The sequence below is a fragment of the Leucobacter sp. HNU genome (assembly GCF_047946755.1).
In the GTDB taxonomy this organism is placed as follows: Bacteria; Actinomycetota; Actinomycetes; order Actinomycetales; family Microbacteriaceae; genus Leucobacter.
Map to the genome: position 1 here is coordinate 1,125,687 of NZ_CP178837.1, position 21,863 is coordinate 1,147,549.

18 protein-coding genes, 1 tRNA gene and 4 pseudogenes are annotated in these 21,863 nt (G+C 70.9%); 12 read left to right on the forward strand and 11 right to left on the reverse strand.

Annotation, left to right across the window (positions count from 1 at the left end; translation table 11 throughout):
* Window positions 1-42 precede the first annotated feature (42 nt).
* Both sepH (AB3K78_RS05450) and sepH (AB3K78_RS05455) read right to left on the reverse strand, forming a co-directional pair.
* Window positions 43-237: a septation protein SepH gene (sepH, locus tag AB3K78_RS05450; protein ID WP_416447397.1), complete on the reverse strand. Its 195-nt coding sequence runs from the start codon at window positions 235-237 to the stop codon at window positions 43-45.
* Window positions 222-1,250 (reverse strand): annotated as a pseudogene (gene sepH / locus AB3K78_RS05455) (septation protein SepH); the annotation flags it as partial. The gene sepH (AB3K78_RS05450) and the pseudogene sepH (AB3K78_RS05455), both read right to left, overlap by 16 nt.
* Before the next feature lie 215 nt (window positions 1,251-1,465).
* Between sepH (AB3K78_RS05455) and AB3K78_RS05460 the strand changes: the two are divergent.
* Window positions 1,466-1,756, forward strand: a complete 291-nt coding sequence (locus AB3K78_RS05460; RefSeq protein ID WP_046455082.1) for a DUF4193 domain-containing protein — start codon at window positions 1,466-1,468, stop codon at window positions 1,754-1,756.
* 257 nt (window positions 1,757-2,013) lie between these two features.
* Here the strand turns inward: AB3K78_RS05460 and AB3K78_RS05465 are convergent, their stop codons facing one another.
* Window positions 2,014-2,466, reverse strand: coding sequence for a DUF3093 domain-containing protein (locus tag AB3K78_RS05465; RefSeq protein ID WP_416446780.1), 453 nt, complete (start codon window positions 2,464-2,466; stop codon window positions 2,014-2,016).
* Window positions 2,467-2,508: 42 nt separating this feature from the next.
* Here AB3K78_RS05465 and dut point away from each other — a divergent pair, with 42 nt between their 5' ends.
* From dut to dxs, 5 genes are all read left to right on the forward strand, one after another.
* The gene (gene dut, locus AB3K78_RS05470) at window positions 2,509-2,949 is read left to right on the forward strand and encodes a dUTP diphosphatase (RefSeq protein WP_416446781.1); all 441 of its coding nucleotides are present in this window, start codon (window positions 2,509-2,511) and stop codon (window positions 2,947-2,949) included.
* Window positions 2,950-3,019: 70 nt separating this feature from the next.
* Window positions 3,020-3,697 carry a DUF3710 domain-containing protein gene (locus tag AB3K78_RS05475; RefSeq protein ID WP_416446782.1) on the forward strand — a complete coding sequence of 226 codons (678 nt, stop codon included), beginning with the start codon at window positions 3,020-3,022 and terminating at the stop codon, window positions 3,695-3,697.
* Window positions 3,694-4,482, forward strand: a complete 789-nt coding sequence (locus tag AB3K78_RS05480; protein WP_416446783.1) for a DUF3159 domain-containing protein — start codon at window positions 3,694-3,696, stop codon at window positions 4,480-4,482. Before AB3K78_RS05475 ends, AB3K78_RS05480 begins: the two co-directional genes overlap by 4 nt.
* Before the next feature lie 152 nt (window positions 4,483-4,634).
* Window positions 4,635-7,307, forward strand: a complete 2,673-nt coding sequence (gene acnA / locus AB3K78_RS05485) for an aconitate hydratase AcnA (protein WP_416446784.1) — start codon at window positions 4,635-4,637, stop codon at window positions 7,305-7,307.
* Between the two features lie 109 nt (window positions 7,308-7,416).
* A complete protein-coding gene (dxs, locus tag AB3K78_RS05490; protein ID WP_416446785.1) occupies window positions 7,417-9,333 on the forward strand; it encodes a 1-deoxy-D-xylulose-5-phosphate synthase in 1,917 nt (638 codons plus the stop codon).
* Between the two features lie 68 nt (window positions 9,334-9,401).
* Here the strand turns inward: dxs and AB3K78_RS05495 are convergent.
* The 4 genes and pseudogenes from AB3K78_RS05495 to AB3K78_RS05510 all read right to left on the reverse strand — a co-directional run bounded on the left by AB3K78_RS05495 (window position 9,402) and on the right by AB3K78_RS05510 (window position 14,687).
* Window positions 9,402-11,536, reverse strand: a pseudogene (locus AB3K78_RS05495) (3-hydroxyacyl-CoA dehydrogenase NAD-binding domain-containing protein).
* Between the two features lie 6 nt (window positions 11,537-11,542).
* Window positions 11,543-12,745 (reverse strand): thiolase family protein, encoded by a 1,203-nt coding sequence (locus tag AB3K78_RS05500; RefSeq protein WP_416446786.1) that lies wholly within the window; start codon window positions 12,743-12,745, stop codon window positions 11,543-11,545.
* A 110-nt stretch (window positions 12,746-12,855) separates the two neighbouring features.
* Window positions 12,856-14,031 carry an HRDC domain-containing protein gene (locus AB3K78_RS05505; protein ID WP_416447308.1) on the reverse strand — a complete coding sequence of 392 codons (1,176 nt, stop codon included), beginning with the start codon at window positions 14,029-14,031 and terminating at the stop codon, window positions 12,856-12,858.
* Window positions 14,032-14,070: 39 nt separating this feature from the next.
* Window positions 14,071-14,687, reverse strand: a pseudogene (locus tag AB3K78_RS05510) (DUF3000 domain-containing protein).
* A 75-nt stretch (window positions 14,688-14,762) separates the two neighbouring features.
* Between AB3K78_RS05510 and AB3K78_RS05515 the strand changes: the two are divergent.
* The 3 genes from AB3K78_RS05515 to AB3K78_RS05525 are packed head-to-tail and all read left to right on the forward strand — an operon-like array spanning window position 14,763 to window position 17,648.
* Window positions 14,763-16,004 carry an alpha/beta hydrolase family protein gene (locus tag AB3K78_RS05515; RefSeq protein WP_416446787.1) on the forward strand — a complete coding sequence of 414 codons (1,242 nt, stop codon included), beginning with the start codon at window positions 14,763-14,765 and terminating at the stop codon, window positions 16,002-16,004.
* A gap of 10 nt (window positions 16,005-16,014) precedes the next feature.
* A complete protein-coding gene (zapE, locus tag AB3K78_RS05520) occupies window positions 16,015-17,082 on the forward strand; it encodes a cell division protein ZapE (RefSeq protein WP_416446788.1) in 1,068 nt (355 codons plus the stop codon).
* Window positions 17,079-17,648 (forward strand): type II toxin-antitoxin system PemK/MazF family toxin, encoded by a 570-nt coding sequence (locus tag AB3K78_RS05525; RefSeq protein WP_416446789.1) that lies wholly within the window; start codon window positions 17,079-17,081, stop codon window positions 17,646-17,648. The genes zapE and AB3K78_RS05525 overlap by 4 nt, the downstream gene beginning before the upstream one ends.
* 18 nt (window positions 17,649-17,666) lie before the next feature.
* On the opposite strand, the gene AB3K78_RS05530 is transcribed toward AB3K78_RS05525, so the two are convergent.
* Window positions 17,667-18,020, reverse strand: a complete 354-nt coding sequence (locus AB3K78_RS05530) for a VOC family protein (protein ID WP_416446790.1) — start codon at window positions 18,018-18,020, stop codon at window positions 17,667-17,669.
* Window positions 18,021-18,220: 200 nt separating this feature from the next.
* Here AB3K78_RS05530 and AB3K78_RS05535 point away from each other — a divergent pair, with 200 nt between their 5' ends.
* The 3 genes and pseudogenes from AB3K78_RS05535 (at window position 18,221) to AB3K78_RS05545 (ending at window position 19,977) form a co-directional block, all read left to right on the forward strand.
* The gene (locus AB3K78_RS05535) at window positions 18,221-18,910 is read left to right on the forward strand and encodes a PASTA domain-containing protein (protein WP_416446791.1); all 690 of its coding nucleotides are present in this window, start codon (window positions 18,221-18,223) and stop codon (window positions 18,908-18,910) included.
* Window positions 18,911-18,950: 40 nt separating this feature from the next.
* A pseudogene (locus AB3K78_RS05540) lies at window positions 18,951-19,382 on the forward strand (GNAT family N-acetyltransferase); the annotation flags it as partial.
* A gap of 106 nt (window positions 19,383-19,488) precedes the next feature.
* Window positions 19,489-19,977 (forward strand): DUF1990 family protein, encoded by a 489-nt coding sequence (locus tag AB3K78_RS05545; protein WP_416446792.1) that lies wholly within the window; start codon window positions 19,489-19,491, stop codon window positions 19,975-19,977.
* On the opposite strand, the gene AB3K78_RS05550 is transcribed toward AB3K78_RS05545, so the two are convergent.
* The 3 genes from AB3K78_RS05550 to AB3K78_RS05560 form a co-directional block, all read right to left on the reverse strand.
* A complete protein-coding gene (locus tag AB3K78_RS05550; RefSeq protein WP_416446793.1) occupies window positions 19,974-20,870 on the reverse strand; it encodes a phosphodiesterase in 897 nt (298 codons plus the stop codon). The genes AB3K78_RS05545 and AB3K78_RS05550 overlap by 4 nt on opposite strands.
* 97 nt (window positions 20,871-20,967) lie before the next feature.
* Entirely contained in the window at window positions 20,968-21,516 is a 549-nt protein-coding gene (gene msrA, locus AB3K78_RS05555) for a peptide-methionine (S)-S-oxide reductase MsrA (protein ID WP_416446794.1), read from the reverse strand.
* Between the two features lie 196 nt (window positions 21,517-21,712).
* Window positions 21,713-21,785 (reverse strand) — tRNA-Val (locus AB3K78_RS05560).
* Between the last annotated feature and the right edge of the window lie 78 nt (window positions 21,786-21,863).

A 21,863-nucleotide genomic window follows, 5' to 3' on the forward strand; every position in this document is an offset into this window, starting at 1 on the left:
GTCGTGCCGCCGGCCGGCAGCCGCGCCGGCGGGACCCGGCGGCTAGGCCGGATCGTCCTCGCTGCGGGTGCCGAACAGGATGTCGTCCCAGCTCGGGATCGATGCACGGCGCTTGCGCGACCCCTGGCGGCCCTGATCGTCCGCTGGCGCGGCCTCGGGCTGGCTCGTCTCCGCCGACTTCGGCGATTCCGCGGGCGCGGTGCGTTCGGGAATCGCGGCCGGAGCGAGCCCGCGCACCGCCGCCAGCCGCTCCGTCGGCGCCTCGTCGCGGGGGCTCCGGGCTCCGGGGCGGGGCCGGGCTCGTCCGCGGTCTCCGTCGCCTGCTGCGCGCTCTCGCGCAGGGCCTGGTCGCGCTCGCCCCGGCGACGGCGGAGCGCGTCGAGGAGGTCGGCGGTCTGGCCGAGGTCGGTCAGCTCGGGCTGCGGGGTGTTGATGGCGCGCTGGTCGATACCGCGGCGGCGCTCGTACTCGGCCTCCGGATCCAGCGGGGCCTTCTCGGCCTCGACGGGCGGCTCGGCGTCGGCGACGGGAGCCTCCGGCTCCGCGGCCTGTTCGCCGGCGAAGGTCTCGGCGTCGAAGCGGCCGGCCGGCCCGGCCTCGCCGGAATCGACCGCGCGGAGCTTCGGGATCAGGCGGTCGCCGACGTCGCCCTGCTTCGAGAGCGATACCGCGTCGGGGGTGAGCGGCGCGAGGATCTGCTTGCGGTGCTCGAACGACCACACCGCGCGGTGCTCCACGTCGTGCGAGATGAACTCGAGGGCGATCATCCAGCCGGCCTCCTCGTCGCGCCAGGAGCTCCACTCGGGGATCTCCGCGCTCAGCGCGATGAGACGCTCGCCGATGACCGCGCCGAAGCGCTCGGGCTCCTCGCCGGAATCCTCCTGGCCGACGCGCACCGGGTCGGTGCGCACGGGCACGGCCTGGGCACGTTCCAGGATGTACCGGCGCTCGGCCAGCACGGGTTCCTCGTAGCGCTCGATGACCTCCTCCTCGACGCCGACGATCTCGGCGACCTCGGAGCGGGACTTGCCCGCGCGGATCAGCGACTGGATCTCGCGGGGGTTGACGCGCGGCCCCGTGCGGGCCTTGCGTCCGAGGTGACGGAGCTCGGCGAGCACGGTGTCGTCGACGACCAGGCGAAACTCCTCGCCGCTCTCGGACGCGACGACGAGCGACTGCTCGTCGCGTCGGACCAGGCGCAGTTCTTCCATCGGTTCTTCCTCCCGCTGATTCGCCCACCAGAGTGGCATGCTCGGGCCCGGGACGCGCGGATTGACGCGGGCGGGTGGGAAATTCGCGGGCGAGTCGATGGGGAACGGGCGGTTTCGAGGCGGGCCCGAGCGGAACCGGATCAGCTTCCAGCGAACTCACGGGGGCCGCGGTTTGCGTTCCTTCGCCGGGTGGGGCAGACTATCGCCGCCGAATGGATGACACGTCGCGCAACCGACGGGAGTAGCAGGAGAGAATGGCCACCGATTACGACGCACCGCGCAAGTCCGAAGAAGAGTCCGATTCGATCGAGGCTCTGAAGGAACGCGGCCCGGCCAAGGGTGCGTCGGGCATCGATTCCGAGGACGCCGACAACCCCAGCTTCGACCTGGGCGGGTCCGATCTCTCCGACGTCGAGCTCGACGTGGTCGTGCTTCCCCAGCAGGACGACGAGTTCACCTGCGTGAACTGCTTCCTGGTGCGTCACCGCTCGCAGATGGATCACGAGACCGATCTCGGTCCGATCTGCGCGGAGTGCGCGCGATAGACGCGCCAGCGGCTAGCGGGCGGACTCCGCGGCAGCGCATCGCGCTGGCCCACAGAGCGCAGCGTGGGGTGGCGGAGTGCGCGCGATAGACGCGCCAGCGGCTGGCGGGCGGACTCCGCGGCAGCGCATCGCGCTGGCCCACAGAGCGCAGCGTGGGGTGGCGGAGTGCGCACGATAGACGCATCGATCGAGAATGAAGAGCGCCGCTCCCGTCACTGACGGGAGCGGCGCTCTTCTCGTGCGCGGGGCAAGAGGGCTCAGGACTTGCCGAGCGCCTTCGCGAGCCGCTCGGGGTGGCGCGTGGTCAGGATCCACGAGGGTGCCGGATCCTTCGGGTCGGTGATCGCGATGCGCACGCCGCGGTGGATCCAACCGCGGATCACGAGGTGCGTCCGGGCGTCGAGGCCGGGCCCGATCGCGGTGCGCAGCGCGTCGGCGCCGAGCGCTTCGACCTCGCCGAGGAACTCGACGGGGATGCGTGCGCGACCCGCGGCGAGCATGCCGTCCCGAACCGTGATGGTGGGGCTCAGTAGCACGAGCGTTCCCGCGATGATCAGGTAGACGAGGATCGCGACCGGCAGCGCCAGCGTCCGGTCGATGGGCGTGACGACGAGCGTCACCGCCGGGATCAGCAGCAGCAGGACCCCGAGGAGCGCCGGCGTCGGCCAGAGTCGTTCGTGATAGCTGGGGGAGGCCTGCGTCTGCGTCATGCTCTCCATTATCCCGGGTCCGGATCCGGTAGCCTGTCCGGTGTGATCGATCCCGTTGAGATTCCCATCCGTGCCGAGCAGATTCCGAGCTATGCGATGCCCGGCGATGCGGGCGCCGACCTGCGCAGTACCGAGTCCGTGCTGCTGGCTCCGGGGGAGCGCCGGCTCGTGGGCACGGGCGTCTCGATCGCGCTGCCGGAGGGCTTCGCCGCATTCGTCATGCCGCGCAGCGGGCTCGCGGCCAAGCACGGGGTGACCGTGGTCAACGCGCCCGGCACCGTCGACGCCGGGTATCGCGGCGAGATCAAGGTCGCGCTGCTCAACACCGACCGCACCTCGGCCTTCCAGGTCGAGTCGGGCGACCGGATCGCCCAGCTCGTCGTGATGCCGGTGGTCCGTGCGGAGTTCGTCGCGGTCGACGAACTCCCGGAGAGCTCGCGCGGTGCGGGCGGCTTCGGATCGACCGGCGTGCGCGACGCCTGACGGCCCCCGATCGGGCGCGTCCCCTGCGGCACGCCGAACGTTCTTCCCCAACAGAAAGACCAGAGACATCATGAGCGACGAGACTCCCCAGAACGCGTCGAACCGATCCTCCGCGGCGAACGCCGACGAGCTGGAGCTCCACGAGGCCGCTGCGCCGGAGGTGGACGACGCGAAGTCGGCGCCGGTCGACCGGGAGGCCGCGGGTCCCTACGACGCCAGCGAGGTTCCGGCCATGCGGCCCTACGTGGATCTCGGCGGCATCAAGGTCGCGCCGCGCGAGGGCCTGCAGCTCCGCCTCGAGGTGGATGAGCGCGCGCAGCGCGTCGTGGCGGTGTCGCTCGAGTACGCGGAATCGCTCCTGCAGGTGCAGGCGTTCTCCGCCCCGAAGACGACGGGCCTGTGGAACGAGGTGCGCACCGAGATCGCCCAGCAGCTGGGTTCGCAGGGCGCGGAGGTCTCGCACGAGGACGGCGAGCTCGGCCCGGAGCTCCTCGTCCGCAGCGCCGGGACGAATGAGCAGGAGGTCCGGCTGGCCCGGTTCGTGGGCGTCGACGGCCCCCGCTGGCTGCTGCGCGGCGTGATCATGGGGCGCGCCGCGGCGGAGGCCGACGCGAAGGCACGGGTCATCGAGCTCTTCCGCGAACTCGTGGTGGTGCGCGGTGACGAGCCGATGCCTCCCAGCGAGCTCCTCGAGCTCAAGGTGCCCGCCGGGCTCGCGCAGGGCGAGACCGGGGTGCAGCAGGCGTGACCGAGTCCGACCCCCGCGAAGGCGCTGACTCGGCCGAGAGCCCGGCCGAGTCCGGCATTCCGGCCGAGTCCGGGGCGGGACGCCTGCGGGTCGGCGGCGCGCTCGGGCGCACGGTCGAGGCGGGGCTCAGCGGCGAAGCGGTCTCGGCGAGCGGGGTGCTCGCCGCCATCGGCGGCTGGCGCGGCGTCGCCGAGGCGCTGCTCCCCGGCGTGCTGTTCCTGGCGATCTTCGTGTGGACGCGCGACCCGCGGCTCTCCGCGATCGCGCCGGCCGCGCTCGCGGTGATCGCGATCGCGATCCGGCTGCTGCGGAAGGAGCCGCTCACCGCCGCCTTCTCGGGCGCCGTCGGTGTCGCGATCTGCGTGGGCGTCACGCTGATCTCGGGCCGGGGGCAGGACTTCTTCCTGCCGGGCTTCTGGATCAACGGCGCATGGTCCGTCGGTCTCGCGATCTCGCTGCTCGTCGGATGGCCGCTCCTCGGCTTCGCCGCCGGCGCGCTGACGGGCGACCTCACCGGGTGGCGCAAGCAGCGGCCGCTGCGCCGCGCGGCGACGCTCTGCACGCTGCTCTGGCTCGCGATGTTCGTGCTGCGCCTGGCCGTGCAGCTCCCGCTCTACGCGAGTGCTCAGGTCGAGGCGCTCGGCGCGGCGCGATTGGTCATGGGGACCCCGCTGTTCGCGCTCGTCGTGCTGTTCTCCTGGCTCGTCCTGAGCCGGGTCACCCGCGCGACGCAATCATCCGATGAATCGCCCGCAGTCGACACGCCGAGCGCGTCGGGCCAATGACGGTTCTGCCCAGCAAACTCGGCTAGAATTATCTCGACGTCAAGACAAATCGCTGACGTCCACGCCGGCTGCGCCTGCCGAGATGCGAACCGCTCCGAAGGGGTGCAGACTGGTGGCAGCAGCAGCACCCTGACTCACGAAGGAGAGCGGCCATGGCAGCAGTCAATAGTTTCGGGGCCCAGAGCACCCTGACCGTCGGTGGCAAGGATTACCAGATCTACCGCATCGACAAGGTTCCCGGACACGAGCGGCTGCCCTACAGCCTCAAGGTGCTCCTCGAGAACCTGCTTCGCACCGAGGACGGCGCGAACGTCACCAAGCAGCACGTCGAGGCGCTCGGCAACTGGGATCCCAACGCCCAGCCCGACACCGAGATCCAGTTCACCCCCGCGCGCGTGATCATGCAGGACTTCACCGGCGTGCCCTGCATCGTCGATCTCGCGACCATGCGCGAGGCGATGGCCGACCTCGGCGGGGACCCGCAGCGTATCAACCCGCTCGCCCCGGCCGAGCTCGTGATCGACCACTCGGTCATCTCCGACGTGTACGGCAGCGCCGGCGCCTTCGACAAGAACGTCGAGATCGAGTACCAGCGCAACGGCGAGCGCTACCAGTTCCTCCGCTGGGGCCAGGGCGCCTTCGACGACTTCAAGGTCGTCCCGCCCGGGACCGGCATCGTCCACCAGGTCAACATCGAGTACCTGGCGCGAGTCACCTTCACCCGCGAGATCGATGGCGTGCTCAACGCCTACCCCGACACCTGCGTCGGCACCGACTCGCACACGACCATGGAGAACGGCCTCGGCGTGCTCGGCTGGGGCGTCGGCGGCATCGAGGCCGAGGCTGCGATGCTCGGCCAGCCCATCTCGATGCTGATCCCGCGCGTCGTCGGCTTCAAGCTCTCGGGCCAGATCCCCGCGGGCGTCACCGCGACCGACGTGGTGCTGACCATCACCCAGATGCTGCGCAAGCACGGCGTCGTGGGCAAGTTCGTCGAGTTCTACGGCGAGGGCGTCGGGTCCGTGCCGCTCGCCAACCGCGCCACCATCGGCAACATGAGCCCCGAGTTCGGCTCGACCGCCGCGATCTTCCCGATCGACGACGTGACGCTCGACTACCTCCGCCTCACCGGTCGTCCGGAGGAGCAGATCGATCTGGTCAAGGCGTACGCGCAGGCCCAGGGCATGTGGCACGACCCGGCGCACGAGCCCGAGTTCAGCGAGTACCTCGAGCTCGACCTCTCGACCGTCGTCGCCTCGATCGCCGGCCCGAAGCGTCCCCAGGACCGCATCGAGCTGACGAGCGCCAAGGAGCAGTTCGAGCGCGACCTGCAGAACTACGCCCAGGCGGCCAACCCCGCGAAGGTGAAGGACGCGAACGGCGCCGAGTACACGATCGACCACGGCGCGGTCACCCTCGCCTCGATCACCTCGTGCACCAACACCTCGAACCCCTCGGTCATGCTCGCCGCCGGCGTGCTGGCCCGCAACGCGAACGCGCGCGGCCTCAAGGCGAAGCCGTGGGTCAAGACCACGCTCGCGCCGGGCTCGAAGGTCGTCACCGACTACTACGAGAAGTCGGGCCTGACCTCGCACCTCGAGGACCTGGGCTTCTACCTGGTCGGCTACGGCTGCGTGACCTGCATCGGCAACTCGGGCCCCCTGAACGAAGAGGTCTCGGCCGCGGTCAACGAGAACGACCTCGCCGTCACCGCGGTGCTCTCGGGCAACCGCAACTTCGAGGGTCGTATCAACCCCGACATCAAGATGAACTACCTCGCGAGCCCGCCGCTCGTGATCGCCTACGCGCTCGCGGGTTCGATGGACTTCGACTTCGAGAACGAACCCCTCGGACAGGACGCCGACGGCAACGACGTCTACCTGCGCGAGATCTGGCCCGACCCGGTCGAGGTGCAGAAGATCGCCGATTCGTCGATCGACTCCGGGATGTTCACCGAGAAGTACGCGAGCGTCTTCGACGGGGACCAGCGCTGGACCTCGCTGCCCACGCCCGACGGCGACGTGTTCGAGTGGGACGCCAAGTCGACCTACGTGCGCAAGCCCCCGTACTTCGACGGCATGCCCGCGACGCCGGCGCCCGTCTCCGACATCTCGGGCGCTCGCGTGCTCGCCAAGCTGGGCGACTCGGTCACGACCGACCACATCAGCCCGGCCGGCAACATCAAGGCCGACACCCCCGCGGGCAAGTACCTGCAGGAGAACGGGATCGCCCCGCGCGACTTCAACTCCTACGGCTCGCGCCGCGGCAACCACGAGGTCATGATCCGCGGCACCTTCGCGAACATCCGCCTGCGCAACCAGCTCCTCGACAACGTCGAGGGCGGGTTCACCCGCGACTTCACGCAGGAGGGTGCGCCGCAGTCCTACATCTACGACGCCTCGCAGAACTACCAGGCGGCGGGGATCCCGCTCGTGGTGCTCGGCGGCAAGGAGTACGGCTCGGGCTCGTCGCGCGACTGGGCGGCGAAGGGCACCAGCCTCCTCGGCGTCAAGGCGGTCATCACGGAGAGCTTCGAGCGCATCCACCGCTCGAACCTCATCGGCATGGGCGTGCTGCCGCTGCAGTTCCCGGCCGGCGAGAACGCCGACTCGCTGGGTCTCGACGGCACCGAGACCTTCGACATCTCGGGCGTCACCGAGCTGAACGAGGGCCGCACCCCGCGCACCGTCCACGTCACCGCGACGCACGAGAACGGCACCGTCACCGAGTTCGACGCGGTCGTCCGAATCGACACGCCGGGCGAGGCCGACTACTACCGCAACGGCGGCATCCTGCAGTACGTGCTGCGCTCGCTCGCGGCATAGGACCGCACACCACCACGAGGGGCTCCGGCACATGCCGGGGCCCCTCGCGGCGTTCAGTAGACTGGTGGGATGCATCGGCCGCGCGCCGATCGGATCGGAGGCGTGACGGGTGGCGATCCTGGATCGAATCGACGGCCCCGGCGATCTCGCGGGGCTGAGCCTCGAGGAGTGCAAGCAGCTCGCCGCCGAGATCCGGGAGTTCCTCATCGCCGAAGTCTCGAAGACCGGCGGCCATCTGGGGCCGAACCTCGGCGTCGTCGAACTCACCATCGCGCTGCACCGCACCTTCGAATCGCCCAAGGATCCGATCGTCTTCGACACCGGGCATCAGAGCTACGTGCACAAGTTGCTGACGGGCCGCAAGGACTTCTCGCGATTGCGCAGCAGTGACGGCCTCGCCGGCTACCCGCAGCGCGGCGAGTCGGAGCACGACATCGTCGAGAGCTCGCACGCGTCGAGTTCGCTCAGCTGGGCCGACGGCATCTCCCGCGCCTTCGCCCGCACCGGTCAGTCCGACCGCTTCGTGATCGCCGTCGTCGGAGACGGCGCGCTCACCGGCGGCATGACCTGGGAAGCGCTCAACAACATCACCGACGACAACTCCCGCAACCTCGTCATCGTGGTGAACGACAACGGGCGGTCCTACGCGCCGACCATCGGCGGCATGGCCCGGTTCCTGAACTCGGTCCGAGTGACGGGAGGCTATCGCGACCTGCAGGAGGGCAGCGAGCGGCTGTTCGGCCGCTTCGGGGCCCCGGGGCGCACGCTGTATCGTGCGACGCGCGGTGCGATGCGCGGCTTCGTCAGCCGGGCCTCCGGCAACCAGGACCTCTACAGCAACCTCGACATCAAGTACGTGGGGCCCGTCGACGGCCACGACCTCCCCGCGCTCGAGGAGGCGATGCGGCAGGCGAAGGGCTACGGGCGTCCGACGCTCGTGCACGTGATCACCGAGAAGGGGCGAGGGTACGCCCCCGCCGAGAACGACGTCGCCGATCAGTTCCACTCGGTCGGGCAGATCGATCCGGGCAGCGGCGAGCCGCTCGAGGTCTCCTCCGGCCGCAGTTGGACCGGGGTGTTCCGGCAGCGGATCCTGCAGCTCGCGCGCGAGAACGATCGCATCATCGGGATCACGGCGGCCATGCTCAAGCCGACGGGTCTCGATGCGCTGGCCGAGGCGTACCCGGAGCGGGTGATCGACGTCGGGATCGCCGAGCAGCACGCGGTGACGAGCGCTGCGGGACTCGCCTACGGCGGCATGCACCCCGTGGTGGCGATCTACGCCACCTTCATGAACCGTGCGTTCGATCAGCTGCTGATGGACGTCGCGCTGCACCGCGCGGGTGTCACCTTCGTGCTCGATCGCGCGGGGATCACGGGCCCCGATGGGGCGAGCCACAATGGCGTCTGGGACCTCGCGACGCTGCAGGTGGTCCCGGGGATCCGCATCTCCGCGCCGCGGGACGAAGAACGGCTGAGCGAGCTGCTGACCGAGGCGGTCGCGGTCGACGACGGCCCGACGGTGATCCGCTACCCGAAGGGCGCGGTCGGAGACGCGCTCCCGGCGCTGCGCCGCACCGAGGACGGCACCGACGTGCTGCGCGAGGACCCGGTGCGCGGGGATGGCTCACGCGACGTGCTCCTGGTGGCCGTCGGGCCGATGGCGCGGGTCGCAGTGGAGGCGGCCGAACTGCTCGCCGCCCGGGGCATCTCTACGACGGTCATCGATCCGCGCTGGGTGGTTCCGGTCTCGGACTCCGTGATCGAGTTCGCGCGCGGGCACCGGCTGCTCGTCAGCATCGAGGACGGGATCCGCGTCGGCGGAGTCGGTACGCGTATCCGACAGGCGCTGCGCGACGCCGGCGTCGACACCGCGGTCAGCGAGCTCGGCACTCCGGACGAGTTCCCGCGGCACGCCTCCCGCGGCGAGCTGCTCGAGGCCGCGGGACTCACGGCGGAGCGGATCGCCTCGGACGTCGCGGAACAGGTCCGCGGAAATCGGATCCCGGTCGCGCGCCCGGAGTAGGTGCAGGTCGATCCCGTCGTCCTGCGCGAGAGGGCCTTGGCCGTCGCGCAGGACGACGGGGGTGCGACTCAGCGCGCCCCGGCGACCAGCGGATCGTGGAACGTCGACCCGAAGACCCGCTCGCTCGCGCCCACCCGGTCGAGGTACGGCGTCGCTCCTCCGGCCTGGAACGGCCATCCGGCGCCCAGGATCAGGCACAGGTCGATGTCCTCAGCGGCGGCGACCACGCCCTCGTCCAGCATGATCTTGATCTCACCGGCGAGCTCGTCCTCGACGCGGCGCAGGATCTCCTCCTCGGAGACGGGGGTCTTGCCGAAGCTGAGCTGCTTCTTCGCCGCGCGCGAGAGGTCCTCGACCTTGCCGAACTTGTTCTTGACGAGCGGATCCTCGATGTCGGCCATCGCGTGCAGGTTCGGCGAGGCGTAGAAGCGCTCGGGGAACGCCGCCACCATCGTGTCCTGCACGTGCGCGGCCACCTTCCAGCCGACGAGGTCGATGAGCTCGAACGGACCCATCGGCAGGCCGATCGGTGCGAGCGCGCACTCGACCACGGGCAGCGGCGTGCCCTCGTCGAGCGCGCGGGCTGCCTCGCCCATGACCTTGGCGAGCAGGCGGTTCACGACGAAGCCGGGGCGATCCGCGGTGATGACCGCGCTCTTGCCGAGCTTCTTCGCGACCGCCATCGCGGTGGCAAGGGTCTCCTCGTCGGTCGAGGGCACCTTCACGACCTCGATCAGGGGCATGACCGCGACCGGATTGAAGAAGTGGAAGCCGACCAGGCGCTCCGGATGCGCGAGGTTCGCGCCGATCTCCTCGACCGAGAGCGACGAGGTGTTGGTCGCGATGACCGCGGTCTCGGCGATGATCGGTTCGATCTCGGCGAACACCTGCTGCTTCACCGAGAGCTCCTCGAACACGGCCTCGATGACCCAGTCGCAGTCCGCGAAGAGCGACTTGTCGGTCGTGCCGCTGACGAGCGCGCGCACCTGGTTCGCGTCGTCGGCGCCCAGGCGGCCCTTCTGCTCGAGCTTGTCGATCTCGCCGTTGATGTAGGCGAGGCCCTTGTCGACGCGCGACTGGTCGAGATCGGTGATGACGACGGGAACGCGCAGCTTGCGGGCGAAGAGCAGGGCGAACTGGCCGGCCATGAGGCCCGCGCCGATGACGCCGACCTTCTGCACCTTCTTGGCGAGCTCCTTCGGGGAGCCCCCGCGGGCCGCTTCGCGCGCTTCTGCACGAGGTCGAAGGCGTAGATGGACGCGTGGAACTGGTCGCCCGAGATGAGCTGTGCCAGCGCTTCGTCCTCGCGCTCGAAACCGCGCACGCGGTCGTTGTCCTTCGCCGCGCTGAGCAGGTCGAGGGCGATGTAGGGCGACTTGGCCGCGGTGCCGATGCGCGCCTTGAGCGTGTCGCGGGCGATCTTGATCGCGGCGGGCCACTTGGTGAGGCGCTCCAGCTTGCCCGGCTCGTTCGGACGCTCGACCTTCTCGGCGCCGGTGAGCACCGCGTCGGCCCAGAGGATCGACTGCTCGAGGAAGCTCGCGGGACCGAACATGCGATCGAAGAGCCCTGCCTCGAGCGCGTCCTTCGGCTTCATCATGCGGTTGTTCTTCAGCGGGTTCGAGACGATGATCTCGATCGCCTTCTCGATGCCGACGAGGTTCGGCACGATGGTCGCGCCGCCCCAGCCGGGGATGATGCCGAGGAAGACCTCGGGGAAGGCGAGCGCCGCCGCCGAGGAATCGACGGTGCGGTAGTCGCAGTTGAGCGCGATCTCCATGGCACCGCCGAGGGCGAGGCCGTTCACGAACGCGAACGACGGGACGCCCAGCTGGCCGAGCTTGCCGAGCACGTAGTGCCCGAACTGCGCCATGAGTCGGGCGTTCTGCTCGGTCGCGAGGGTGGAGACCTTCGACAGGTCGGCGCCCGCGGCGAAGATGAACGGCTTGCCGGTCACGCCGACGGCCTGGATCTCGCCCGCCGCCGCGCGGGCGGCGAGTCCGTCGAGCACCGTGTTCAGCGCGTCGAGGGTGAGGGGCCCGAGCGTGTTCGGGCGGGTGTGGTCGCGCCCGTTGTCGAGCGTGACGAGCGCGAGCGTGCCGCCCGAGGGCAGCGCGACGTCGCGCACGAACGATTCGGTGACGACCTCGTCGGCCGAGGCCTCGAGGAGCGGGGAGAAGTCGATGGAGCGGTAATCGGTCATCTTCGGCTACTTGCCCTTCTTGCCGTCGTAGTTCGGGTTCTCCCAGATCGCGGTGCCGCCCTGGCCGAGGCCGACGCACATCGCGGTGACGCCGTAGCGCACATCGGGCCGCTGCTCGAACTGGCGAGCGAGCTGGATCATGAGGCGCACGCCGGACGCGGCGAGCGGGTGGCCGAGCGCGATCGCGCCGCCCCACGGGTTCACACGGGGATCGTCGTCGGCGATGCCGAAGTGATCGGTGAACGAGAGCACCTGGACGGCGAAGGCCTCGTTCAGCTCGAACAGGCCGATGTCGTCGATGGTGAGGCCGGCGCGCTTCAGTGCCTTCTCGGTCGAGGGCACGGGGCCGAGGCCCATCACCTCGGGCTGCACGCCCGCGAAGCCGAATCCGACGAGGCGCATCTTGGCGGGGAGGCCGAGCTCCTTCGCGGTGTCCGCGCCCGCGAGCAAGGAGACGGTCGCGCCGTCGGTGAGCGGGGAGGCGTTGCCGGCGGTGACCCGCCCGTGCGGCCGGAACGGCGTCTTGAGCGTGGCGAGCCCCTCCATGGTGGTCTCGGGCCTGCGGCCCTCGTCCTCGGTCGCGAGACCCCAGCCGGTCGCACTGCGCAGCGCGACCGGGATCAGATCGGGCTGGATGTCGCCGCGGTCGTAGGCGGCCTGCACCTTGTGCTGGCTCAGCATGCCGAAGCGGTCGGCGCGCTCCTTGGTGAGCGCCGGGAACCGATCGTGCAGGCGCTCGGCCGTGACGCCCATGTTCAGCGCGTCGGGGCTGACGAGACGCTCGGAGACGAAGCGGGGGTTCGGGTCGGCGTCGAGCCCGATCGGGTGCCGTCCCATGTGCTCGACGCCGCCGGCGATCGCGAGGTCGTACTGCCCCGATCCGATCGCCGCGCCCATGAACGAGGCGACGGTGAGTGCGCCCGCGCACATGCGGTCGAGCGCGAATCCGGGCACCGTGACCGGGATCCCGGCGAGCATCGACACGGTGCGCCCGAGGGTGAGTCCCTGGTCGCCCTGCTGCGTGGTCGCGGCGATCCCCACGTCGTCGATGCGGTCGAGGGGGAGGTTCGGGTTCCGCGCGATCAGGCCCTGCAGCGCCTTGACTGCGAGGTCGTCGGCTCGCGTGCCCCAGTACATGCCCTTCTCGCCCGCGCGCCCGAACGGGGTGCGGACTCCGTCGACGAAAACAACGTCTCTCATTGCGGCCACTCTGCCTCCATCAAATGGGTGTGATGTGATCACTCACCATCCTAGGAAGTCGGCGGTGCGGGCGACGAGTCGCCGTGCGGAACCCCCGGAAACGGATCGGGTCCGCGGCGTCAGTTTTGTTTAGCCTCTACAAAAGCAACCGCAATGATTGGTGCAGTAATGACAGCCTGCCAGTGACGGGCCCCGAGCTCTTCGAGTCGATCGGAGATCTGCTCCGCGCTCGCGGACGCAGCCCCCTTCGCCGGCTTCGGCGGCGACCAGGCGACCCGGCGGAGCAGCTCGGGCGTCAGCAGGTTCTCGAGGGGGATCCGGCGCTCCTCGGCCTCCGCGCTCAGCGCCTCGCGCGCGATCGACAGGCGTGCAGCGGCCTCCGGATGCCGCTGAGCCCAACCGCGGTGATGCGGCATCGCGTCGGGGTCTCTCGGGCGCGGCTTCGGCAGCTGATCGGTGGTCTTCCCGCGCAGCGCGGCAGCCCACCAGCGATCGAGCTCCGTGCGGCTCGCGCGGCCCGCGAAGGTCTTGAGGCGGGCGAGGTCGCCGCGGGACCTCGGCATCGCACCGGCCGCGGCGACGATCGACGCGTCGGGCAGCAGCCGTCCGGGGGCGGTATCGCGCTCCCGGGCGAGTTCATCGCGCGCGAGCCACAGCTCCCGCACGATCGCGAGCTCGCGTGGCGAGCGCAGACGGTGGCCGCCCGAGATCTTGCGCCACGGCTCCTCGGCCGGCGGCTTCGGTGGGCGCTGGCGCACCGCCTCGAACTCCTCGTCGGCGAACTCCCGCTTGTGCTGGGCATCGAGCTCGTGGGCGATCGACTCCCGCAGGTCGGGCAGCAGCGCGACATCGAGCGCTGCATACTCGAGCCACGACTCGGGCAGGGGGCGGGTCGACCAGTCGGCGGCGGAGTGCGCCTTCTGCAGCGAAATGCCGAGCTGCGACTCGACGAGCGCCCCGAGGCCGACGCGCTCGAAGCCCAGCAGTCGCGCGGCGAGCTCCGTGTCGAAGAGCCGCGGGGGGTGCAGGCCGAGTTCGTCGAGGCAGGGGATGTCCTGGCTCGCGGCGTGCAGGATCCACTCCAGCCCGTCGAGCGCCTGCGCGAGCGGAGCGAAGGAGGAGATCCCCGTGGGATCGAAGAGGAAGGTGCCGGAGTCCGCACGATATGCCTGCACGAGGTAGGCCTCGCTCCCGTAGCGGAAGCCGGAGGCGCGCTCGGCATCGACGCCGACGGGTCCGTGCCCGGCCGCGAGCGATTCCGCCGCGGCGCGCAGCCCGGCGTCGTCCTCGACCATGGTCCACGTGGAGTGGAGGTCTGCCTGCTGGAGCACGGACTACGCCCTCCGGCCTTCGCCGCGGTGCGCTCGCTTCGCGCCGAGCGAGGCGACGCCCTCCTGATGGGGGAGCCCGGCGAGCAGGCAGAGCAGCTCGGACCAGGCCTCCGCGTGAGCGGCGAAGTCGGTGCCGAGCGGGGTCCACGACGCTCGGATCTCGATCTGCGCGGCGTCCCCCTGCTCTTCGAGCGTGCCGAAGCCGGTCGACAGCGTCTTCGTCGCCGTTCCGGACGCGAAGGTGACCTCGGCCCCTCGGGAGTCGAGCGCATCCACGAGCCAGGACCAGGCGACGTCGGCGATGAAGGGATCGACGCCGATCTCGACCTCGAGCGGAGCCTGCGCGAAGCAGATGATGCGGAAGGGGAGCCCCATTCCGCTGCGGAGTCGGGATCGTGCAGCAGGATCAGCCGGCCCGCGCCGTAGGGCGAGTCGCCGCTCTCCTCGGCGGGGTGCGCCGAACCGCGGATGACGCCCGCCGCGAGCGCCACGGATCGCGGCGCGATGCGTTCGGGTGCCGGGATCTCGCGCACCTGCAGCTCGCTGCGGAACCGTGCGCTGCGCAGCTGCTCGGCAGCGCGCTCGAACGCATCGGCATTCACTTCGTTCCCGGACTTCACACCTGGAACACTAAGGATTGCTGAGAGTATGGTGCGGATGCCACGCCGCGCTGCAGAAACATCCCGGAGGTGCCCATGAGCAGGCTTCGACCGATCCAGGCGGTCGTCGGATTCGGTGCGATCGCAGCCGCGACGGCCGCGGGATGCGCACTGCTGGCCGGCGCCGTCGCGCGGCGGGTGGTCACGCCCGAGGCGCGACCGGATGCCTCGACCCGGGTCCTCTCGGTGATTCCCGGGCCCCGCGCTTCGCGTCGCTACGGGGTCGAAGGGCCGGTGGTGCGGATCCGCGGCGGATGGTCGGAGCTGCCGGGGCGCTACTCGCTGATCCTGGACGGCGGTGCCACGCACGCGAAGGTGGGACCGGTGCTCGCGTCGCGCAGGGGGCGCGCAGTGCGCGAGATCCTCGCGGTCGATCGCGGCCGCGTGCGGCGCGGAGCGGCGGGGCGGGTGACCGGCTGGTGGTACGCGGATCCGGAGGAGCTCGCCGCCGAGGTCGGCGAGGGCGCCTCGATCGAGCGGATCGTGCTGCCGCTCGAGGACGGCCCGGCGACGGCCTGGATCGTGCGCCCGGCCGATGCGCTTCCCGGGCGGTGGGCGGTGCACGTGCACGGCATGGGAGCGCTCCCGGCCGAGACGCTGCGGGGAGTACCGCCGCTGGCCCGGGCCGGGGTGACGAGCCTCGTCATCTCCTACCGGAACGATCCGGGTGCTCCGCAGGGCACTCACGGCCGCTACGGGCTGGGCTCCGCCGAGCAGCGCGACGTCGACGCGGCGATCGCCGAGGCGATGCGGCGCGGGGCGACCCGTGTGACGCTGTTCGGGTGGTCGATGGGCGGCACGGCGAGCACGCTCGCGGCGACCCGGGGCGCGCACCGCGACGCGGTGGACGGGCTCGTGCTCGATTCCCCCGCGCTCGACTGGCACGGCCTGCTGCAGCATCAGGCTCGGCGGGCCGGGATCCCTCGCCCCATCGCGGCGCTCGCCGTGCGACTGCTCGAGGTCGGTCGTGTCCGCGGCGGCGATCCGGCGTCCCCCGGGCTCGCGGCCCTCAGCCAGCCCGAGCTCGGGCGCGGACTCGCCGTCCCGACGCTGATCCATGTCAGCGCCGGAGACACCTACGTCCCGGAGGACGGCGCGCTCGAGTTCGCGGCCAGGCACAGCGACCTCGTCGTGCTGCGCCGGCAGCTCGTGGGGGAGCACGTGAAGCTCTGGAACGTGGATCCCGTGGCATGGGAGGCAGCGACCGAACGGTTCGTCCGCGCGCTGCCGGATCCCGTGCCGCAACCGGATGCGGCCGACCGCGCCCCGCGCGGGTAAGCTGTCGGCGATGTCTCAGGATCCGCAGCACAGCTCCGCCCACCTCGTCGACCGCAGCCCGAGCATTTCGGGTGCCGAGCTGGTCGCGACCCTCGTCCCTCCGCGGCAGTTCGACGGGGCGAGCTTCGACTCGTACCGTCCGGACCCCGAGTACCCCTCGCAGGCGGAGGCCCGGGATACGCTGCGCGCCTTCTCGGAGCCCGAGGCCCCCATGTCCCGCGGCGGCTTCTTCGGCTTCGGCCGCAAGAAGGCCGCGGCAGAGCCCCGGCCGAATACTCCGGCGAAGCCGGGCGTGTACCTCGACGGCGGCTTCGGCGTCGGCAAGACCCACCTGCTCGCGGCGACGTGGCACGCGACGGCGGGGCGCAAGTACTTCGGCACCTTCATCGAGTACACGGCGCTCGTGGGCGCCCTCGGCTACTCGGGCGCGCTCGGTGTGCTGCAGGGCGCCCGCCTCATCTGCATCGACGAGTTCGAGCTGGACGATCCGGGCGACACGATGCTCATGACCCGCCTCATCGGCGATCTGGTGAAGACCGGCTCGCGCATCGTCGCCACCTCGAACACTCCGCCGAACGCGCTCGGCGAGGGCCGATTCGCGGCGGCCGACTTCATGCGCGAGATCCAGGCCATGGCCGACAACTTCGTCACGATCCGCATCGACGGCACCGACTACCGCCAGCGCGATCTCGACGGCGACGCCGTCTCGCTGAGCGACGAGGCCTACCGCTTCGCGCTCGCGGACGCCGCGGCCGCGGGGGAGCGCACGACCGACGACGACTTCGGGACGCTCGTCGCCCACCTCGCGACGGTGCATCCCTCGAGCTACTTCGGCATGCTCACCGGGGTGCAGTGCATCGGCCTGCGCGACGTGCACGAGCTCACCGACCAGTCGGCCGCGCTGCGCTTCGTGGCGTTCATCGACCGGGTCTACGACGCTCAGATCCCGATCCGGGCGACCGGGGCCCCGCTCACCACGATCTTCGGCGGCGGAATGCTCGACGGCGGCTACCGCAAGAAGTACCTCCGCTGCATGTCCCGTCTGAACGCGCTGACGCAGGGCGAGATCGCCTCATGAGCTCCGGCGGCGGAGGCGGCCTGCTGCGCGCGATCCTCGACGCGCTGATCGAAGCGCTCCGCCGTGGTCTCCAGAGCCGCTCGGATCCGGCGGGGAAGCGGACGACCGCGAACCCGCGCACGGGTGTCTCGGGCGCGCGCCCGGAGGCATCGCCGGGGCAGGCCGGCGACGGGGCGACCCGTGACCTCGGTGCGGCCGAGATCCGGCGCCTGCGCCCGAGCTATGCCCCCGCGGTGGACGGCACCCCCGATCCCGGCGAGGTCATCTGGACCTGGGTGCCCTACGCCGAGCACGACGGACGCGGCAAGGACCGCCCCGTGCTCATCATCGCGCGCATCGACGCCACCACGGTCGCCGGCTGCTACCTGTCGACCAAGCAGCACCGCGGCTTCATCAGCGTCGGCACGGGCGGCTGGGACGGCCAGGGGCGCGAGAGCTTCCTCTCGCCCGAGCGCGTGCTGCGCATCTCCGACTCCGGCATGCGTCGCGAGGGCCACGTGCTCGATCGCGCGCGGTTCGAGCGCGTCATCGCCGAACTCTCCCGGGAGCTCGGGATCGGTCGCTGACCTCCGGTCGCCGGGCGATCAGCTGCTGACGGTGCAGAACGGGTGCCCGACGGGGTCGAGGTAGACCCGGAACGTGTCGTGCGCCTCGAGGAATCGCGCCCCGAGCTCGAGCAGGGGCTCGTGAGCGGCCTCGAGGTCCGGGACGAGCACGTCGAGGTGCACCTGCTGATCACCGTCGTCTCCCGGCCAGACCGGCGGCACATACCCCGGGGATTCCTGGAAGGCGAGCTTCGCAGGCCCCTCGGGCAGCTCGAGATCGACCCAGTCGTCGTCGCCGGGAGCGACCGTGCCGCCGAGGATCCCCCGATAGAACTCCGCGAGCGCCGCGGGATCCGGGCAGTCGAGGACGGTGCTGTGCAGGGTGCCGATCATGATGACTCCTTCGTGCGATGCGTGACGGACAGCCGACCGGGACTCGGCCGGCCCCGCCCAGGCTACGCCGCGGATCCGGGCCCGCGCGAGGGCCGAGCAGATCCGAGGAGCTGCCCCTGTGTACGCTGTGAGTCGTACGCGGCCGGCATCCGTCGGCGGCTGCCCGCCGACCCCGGTGGGCGCTCGACCCGAGGAGGAACGTGACCGCCGCTCAGCCCGACCCGACATCGGCCGGTCGTGCGCCGATCTCGGGGATCATCGCTCTCGCGGTGGGTATCGCCGCCTTCGTCTTCTGCTGGGTCCCGTTCCTCGGCCTCGGTCTCGGCGCCGGTTCGATCGTGCTCGGGATCCTGGCGGTCCGCGGCGGTCGGTCGCGGGGCGCCGGCATCGGTGGGCTGGCGTTCGGGGCGGTCGCGGCCATCCCCGCGGTCGTGATGACCATCGCGTTCATCGCGGCGTTCGTCATCGCCCTGCCCACCGGTTCCGGATCGGGCGGGACGGCCGGGCCTGCCGGGCCGAGCACGACCTCGAGCCCGACTCCGAGCGCGAGCCCGAGCCCGAGAACCGGCGCTGAGGAGAAAGCGCAGTACGAGGCACGCCTCAAGGAGAAGCAGGAGGCGGAACGTGCGGCGCGAGAGGAAGACGTCCGGAAGAACGGGGTCGAGCTGCCGGACCTCGCCGGGCTCGACGGCAAGACCGCGCAGTGGCGGCTGGAGGATCTCGGGCTCACGGCGCAGTTCGACGGGAAGAGCGGGACGGTGCTCGCCCCGGCCAACTGGACCGTCATCGGCAGTTCACCCGGCCCGGGCAAGCGGGCGAAGCTCGGCAGTACCGTCGTGCTGCGAATGGAGAAGACCGCGGAGAGGGCCCCGGCTCCCGCGGGGGAGTAGCGTATCGGGGATGTCGGAGCCCGGGGGTAGGGTGTGTCCCATGCCGACCCGACCCGCCGTTTCGCTTCGCCCCCGCGCCGATGCCGACTGGGACGCGCTGTACGCCATCGCCTCGGACCTCGACACCTGGGAGGAGCGCAACCCGGGACGGCCGGCAGCGCCCCGTCGCGAGGCCTGGCAGGCACGGATCCAGGAGCGCGAAGCGACCCCGGACGGCAGCATGAGCTTCGTGATCGACGTGGACGGAGCAGCGGTCGGCACCGTTGGCGTCTTCGACATCGACGAGGTCGCCCGGCACGGCGAGATCGGGATCGCGCTGGCCCAGCACGCCCGTGGCCGGGGTTTCGGCACCGAGGCCATGGCCCAGATGCTCGAATTCGCGTTCCTGCGGGGCAACCTCCGCCGCATCCACCTGGAGGTGATCTCGTCGAACGCCGCAGCGATCCGGGTCTACGAGAAGCTCGGCTTCGTGGTCGAGGGCGCCAGCGCGAGCACGCCTGGGTGCGCGGACGCTACGAAGACCTGGTGCGGATGGGGCTGCTCCGCGCGGAGTGGGCCGGGCAGCGCGACGTGCGCGGATGATCACTCTCAGCTACCCGGAGGTGGGCGCGACCGGCGGCGAACTGCCGGCGGGGTACCATCACGTGCGCACCGAGCGGGTTGTCGGCCACGGCCGCGAGACCTTCGAACGCTGCTGCGACGAGCTGCTCTCGGGCGCGGTGCAGCGTCGCGCCGGAGCCGACCTCAGCGTGTGGAGCGTGCCGCTCCGCGTGGGAACGGCGGTGCGGATGCGCCTGCGGATCGGACCGCTGAGGTTCACCGCTCCCTGTCTCGTGGTCTGGGTCGATCGCAGCGCCGATCACTGCGGCTTCGCCTATGGAACCCTGGCCGGGCATCCCGAGCGCGGCGAGGAACGCTTCGAGCTCCATCTCGAAGCCTCGGGCGACGTGATCTTCCGGATCACCGCGTTCTCGGCGCCGGCCCGCTGGTTCACGCGCCTCGGCGGACCGCTCGGCCGCCTCGTGCAGGCGCGTATGACCCGCCGATATCTCGCCGCGTTCGACTAGCGCTTCCGGCTGAACCGCTCCAGGCGCTCCTCGGGGCTGAGTCGGGCCATCTCGGCGTACCACTGCGGCGTGAACGCCTCCGCCGGCTCGGCTGAGGCCACCGGCACGACCGTGTGCGTGATCGTGTCCTCCCACACGTGCACCAGATGGAAGGACTGGCCCGCATCCATCCCGTTCACCCGCTCGACCGGGAGCGCCAGGTCCATGGTGTAGCAGGTCGCCGACGCGACGCTGACCGGGATGCCCGCGAAGGTCCCGCTCGTGGAGGAATGCAGGTGCCCGGCCAGGATCGCGCGCACGTCGCTGCCGGCAAGGGCTTCGGCGAACGCCGGCTGGTCGCGCAGTTCCAGGATATCGAAGAACGGGATGGGGCTCGGAAGCGGCGGATGGTGCAACGCGAGGACCGTCCCCAGCGGAGCGGGCGTCGCGAGCACCTCCCGCAGCCAGCGGAGCTGCCCAGCGTCCAGTTCGCCGTGATGCCATCCCGGGACGGTGGAGTCCAGCGCGATCACCCGCAGCCCGTCGAGGTCGTGCACCGCGGTGATGGGCGCCTGGCTGCCGGGCTCGTCGAGCAGGTGCTCGCGCATCGCCGGCCGCTCGTCATGGTTCCCGGCGACCCAGATCAGCGCGGCGCCGACCTCCGCTGCCAGGGGTTCGATCACGCCGCGCAGGGCGCGGTACGCGGCGGGTTCTCCGAGGTCGGTGAGGTCGCCGGTGACGATGATGGCGTCCGGCCGGGACCGCATCGCGCGGATCCGCTCGACGGTGCGCTCCAGATTTCCGACCGTGTCGTAGCGATCTCCGAGGGCGGCGCCGTCGAGCAGGTGCGTGTCGCTGAGGTGCAGCAGCGTGCGAAGGGCCGGCGCGTGCGCGCCGAAGCGGATCTCGGTCATGGCGCCAGCCTATGGCCGGATCCCCGTGCGTTCCCGCCTCCCACGGCGGGAACGCACGGGGATCCGGGCCGGCGCACCGGCGACGCCTCGGTGACGGCTACGCCTCCGTGCGGCGGGGGAGCACCCAGCCGGCGCGGGGGAAGTGGCAGGTGTATCCGTTCGGGTACCGCTGCAGGTAGTCCTGGTGCTCGGGCTCGGCCTCCCAGAACGGAGCTGCCGGCTCGATCGTGGTGACCGCCGGACCCGGCCAGAGGCCGGAGGCGTCGACGTCGGCGATGGTCTCCTTCGCGATCGCTTCCTGCTCAGGGGTGAGCGGGAAGATCGCCGACCGGTAGCTCGTTCCGATGTCGTTGCCCTGGCGGTTCAGCGTCGACGGGTCGTGGATCTGGAAGAAGAACGCCAGGAGGTCGCGGTAACTCGTCTGCGACGGGTCGAAGACGATCTCGACCGCCTCAGCGTGCCCGGGGTGGTTGCGGTAGGTGGGGTGATCGTTCTGCCCGCCGGTGTAGCCGGCGCGGGTGCTCAGGACGCCCGGCTGGGCGCGGATGAGGTCGTCGAGCCCCCAGAAGCAGCCGCCGGCCAACACGGCCGTCTCGGTGCCGGGGGTGCGGGTGATCTCTCCGGTGTCCTGGATCCCACTGGTCATGATGCATGCTCCTCGGTCGTCGTGCGGCGCGGTCGTCCCGCGCCGGCGCCGCTGGGAGGCGGCGTCAGGGAGGACAACGCGTTCGTGCCCTCATTTGGTCCCATCGATCTGGGAGCACGCTGGGATCGATGCGCGGCAGGATCGAACATCGCAGCGGGAAACCAAAGAACCCCCGCCGAAGCGAGGGTTCTTGCTGTGGGCGATACCAGACTCGAACTGATGACCTCTTCCGTGTGAAGGAAGCGCGCTACCAACTGCGCCAATCGCCCGTTTCGCTCGCGATCTCTCGCGGGCCAACCTGATCGATAATACACACTTTCGGAATGCCCTCGCACATCAGGTCGCCG

Coding starts and splice junctions, on each gene's coding strand:
- AB3K78_RS05460 (WP_046455082.1), top strand. CDS start 1,466: ATGGCCACCGATTACGACGCACCGCGCAAGTCCGAAGAAGAGTCCGAT.
- AB3K78_RS05465 (WP_416446780.1), bottom strand. CDS start 2,466: ATGACGCAGACGCAGGCCTCCCCCAGCTATCACGAACGACTCTGGCCG.
- AB3K78_RS05475 (WP_416446782.1), top strand. CDS start 3,020: ATGAGCGACGAGACTCCCCAGAACGCGTCGAACCGATCCTCCGCGGCG.
- acnA (WP_416446784.1), top strand. CDS start 4,635: ATGGCAGCAGTCAATAGTTTCGGGGCCCAGAGCACCCTGACCGTCGGT.
- AB3K78_RS05505 (WP_416447308.1), bottom strand. CDS start 14,031: ATGGTCGAGGACGACGCCGGGCTGCGCGCCGCGGCGGAATCGCTCGCG.
- AB3K78_RS05515 (WP_416446787.1), top strand. CDS start 14,763: ATGAGCAGGCTTCGACCGATCCAGGCGGTCGTCGGATTCGGTGCGATC.
- zapE (WP_416446788.1), top strand. CDS start 16,015: ATGTCTCAGGATCCGCAGCACAGCTCCGCCCACCTCGTCGACCGCAGC.
- AB3K78_RS05525 (WP_416446789.1), top strand. CDS start 17,079: ATGAGCTCCGGCGGCGGAGGCGGCCTGCTGCGCGCGATCCTCGACGCG.
- AB3K78_RS05530 (WP_416446790.1), bottom strand. CDS start 18,020: ATGATCGGCACCCTGCACAGCACCGTCCTCGACTGCCCGGATCCCGCG.
- AB3K78_RS05545 (WP_416446792.1), top strand. CDS start 19,489: ATGATCACTCTCAGCTACCCGGAGGTGGGCGCGACCGGCGGCGAACTG.
- AB3K78_RS05550 (WP_416446793.1), bottom strand. CDS start 20,870: ATGACCGAGATCCGCTTCGGCGCGCACGCGCCGGCCCTTCGCACGCTG.
- msrA (WP_416446794.1), bottom strand. CDS start 21,516: ATGACCAGTGGGATCCAGGACACCGGAGAGATCACCCGCACCCCCGGC.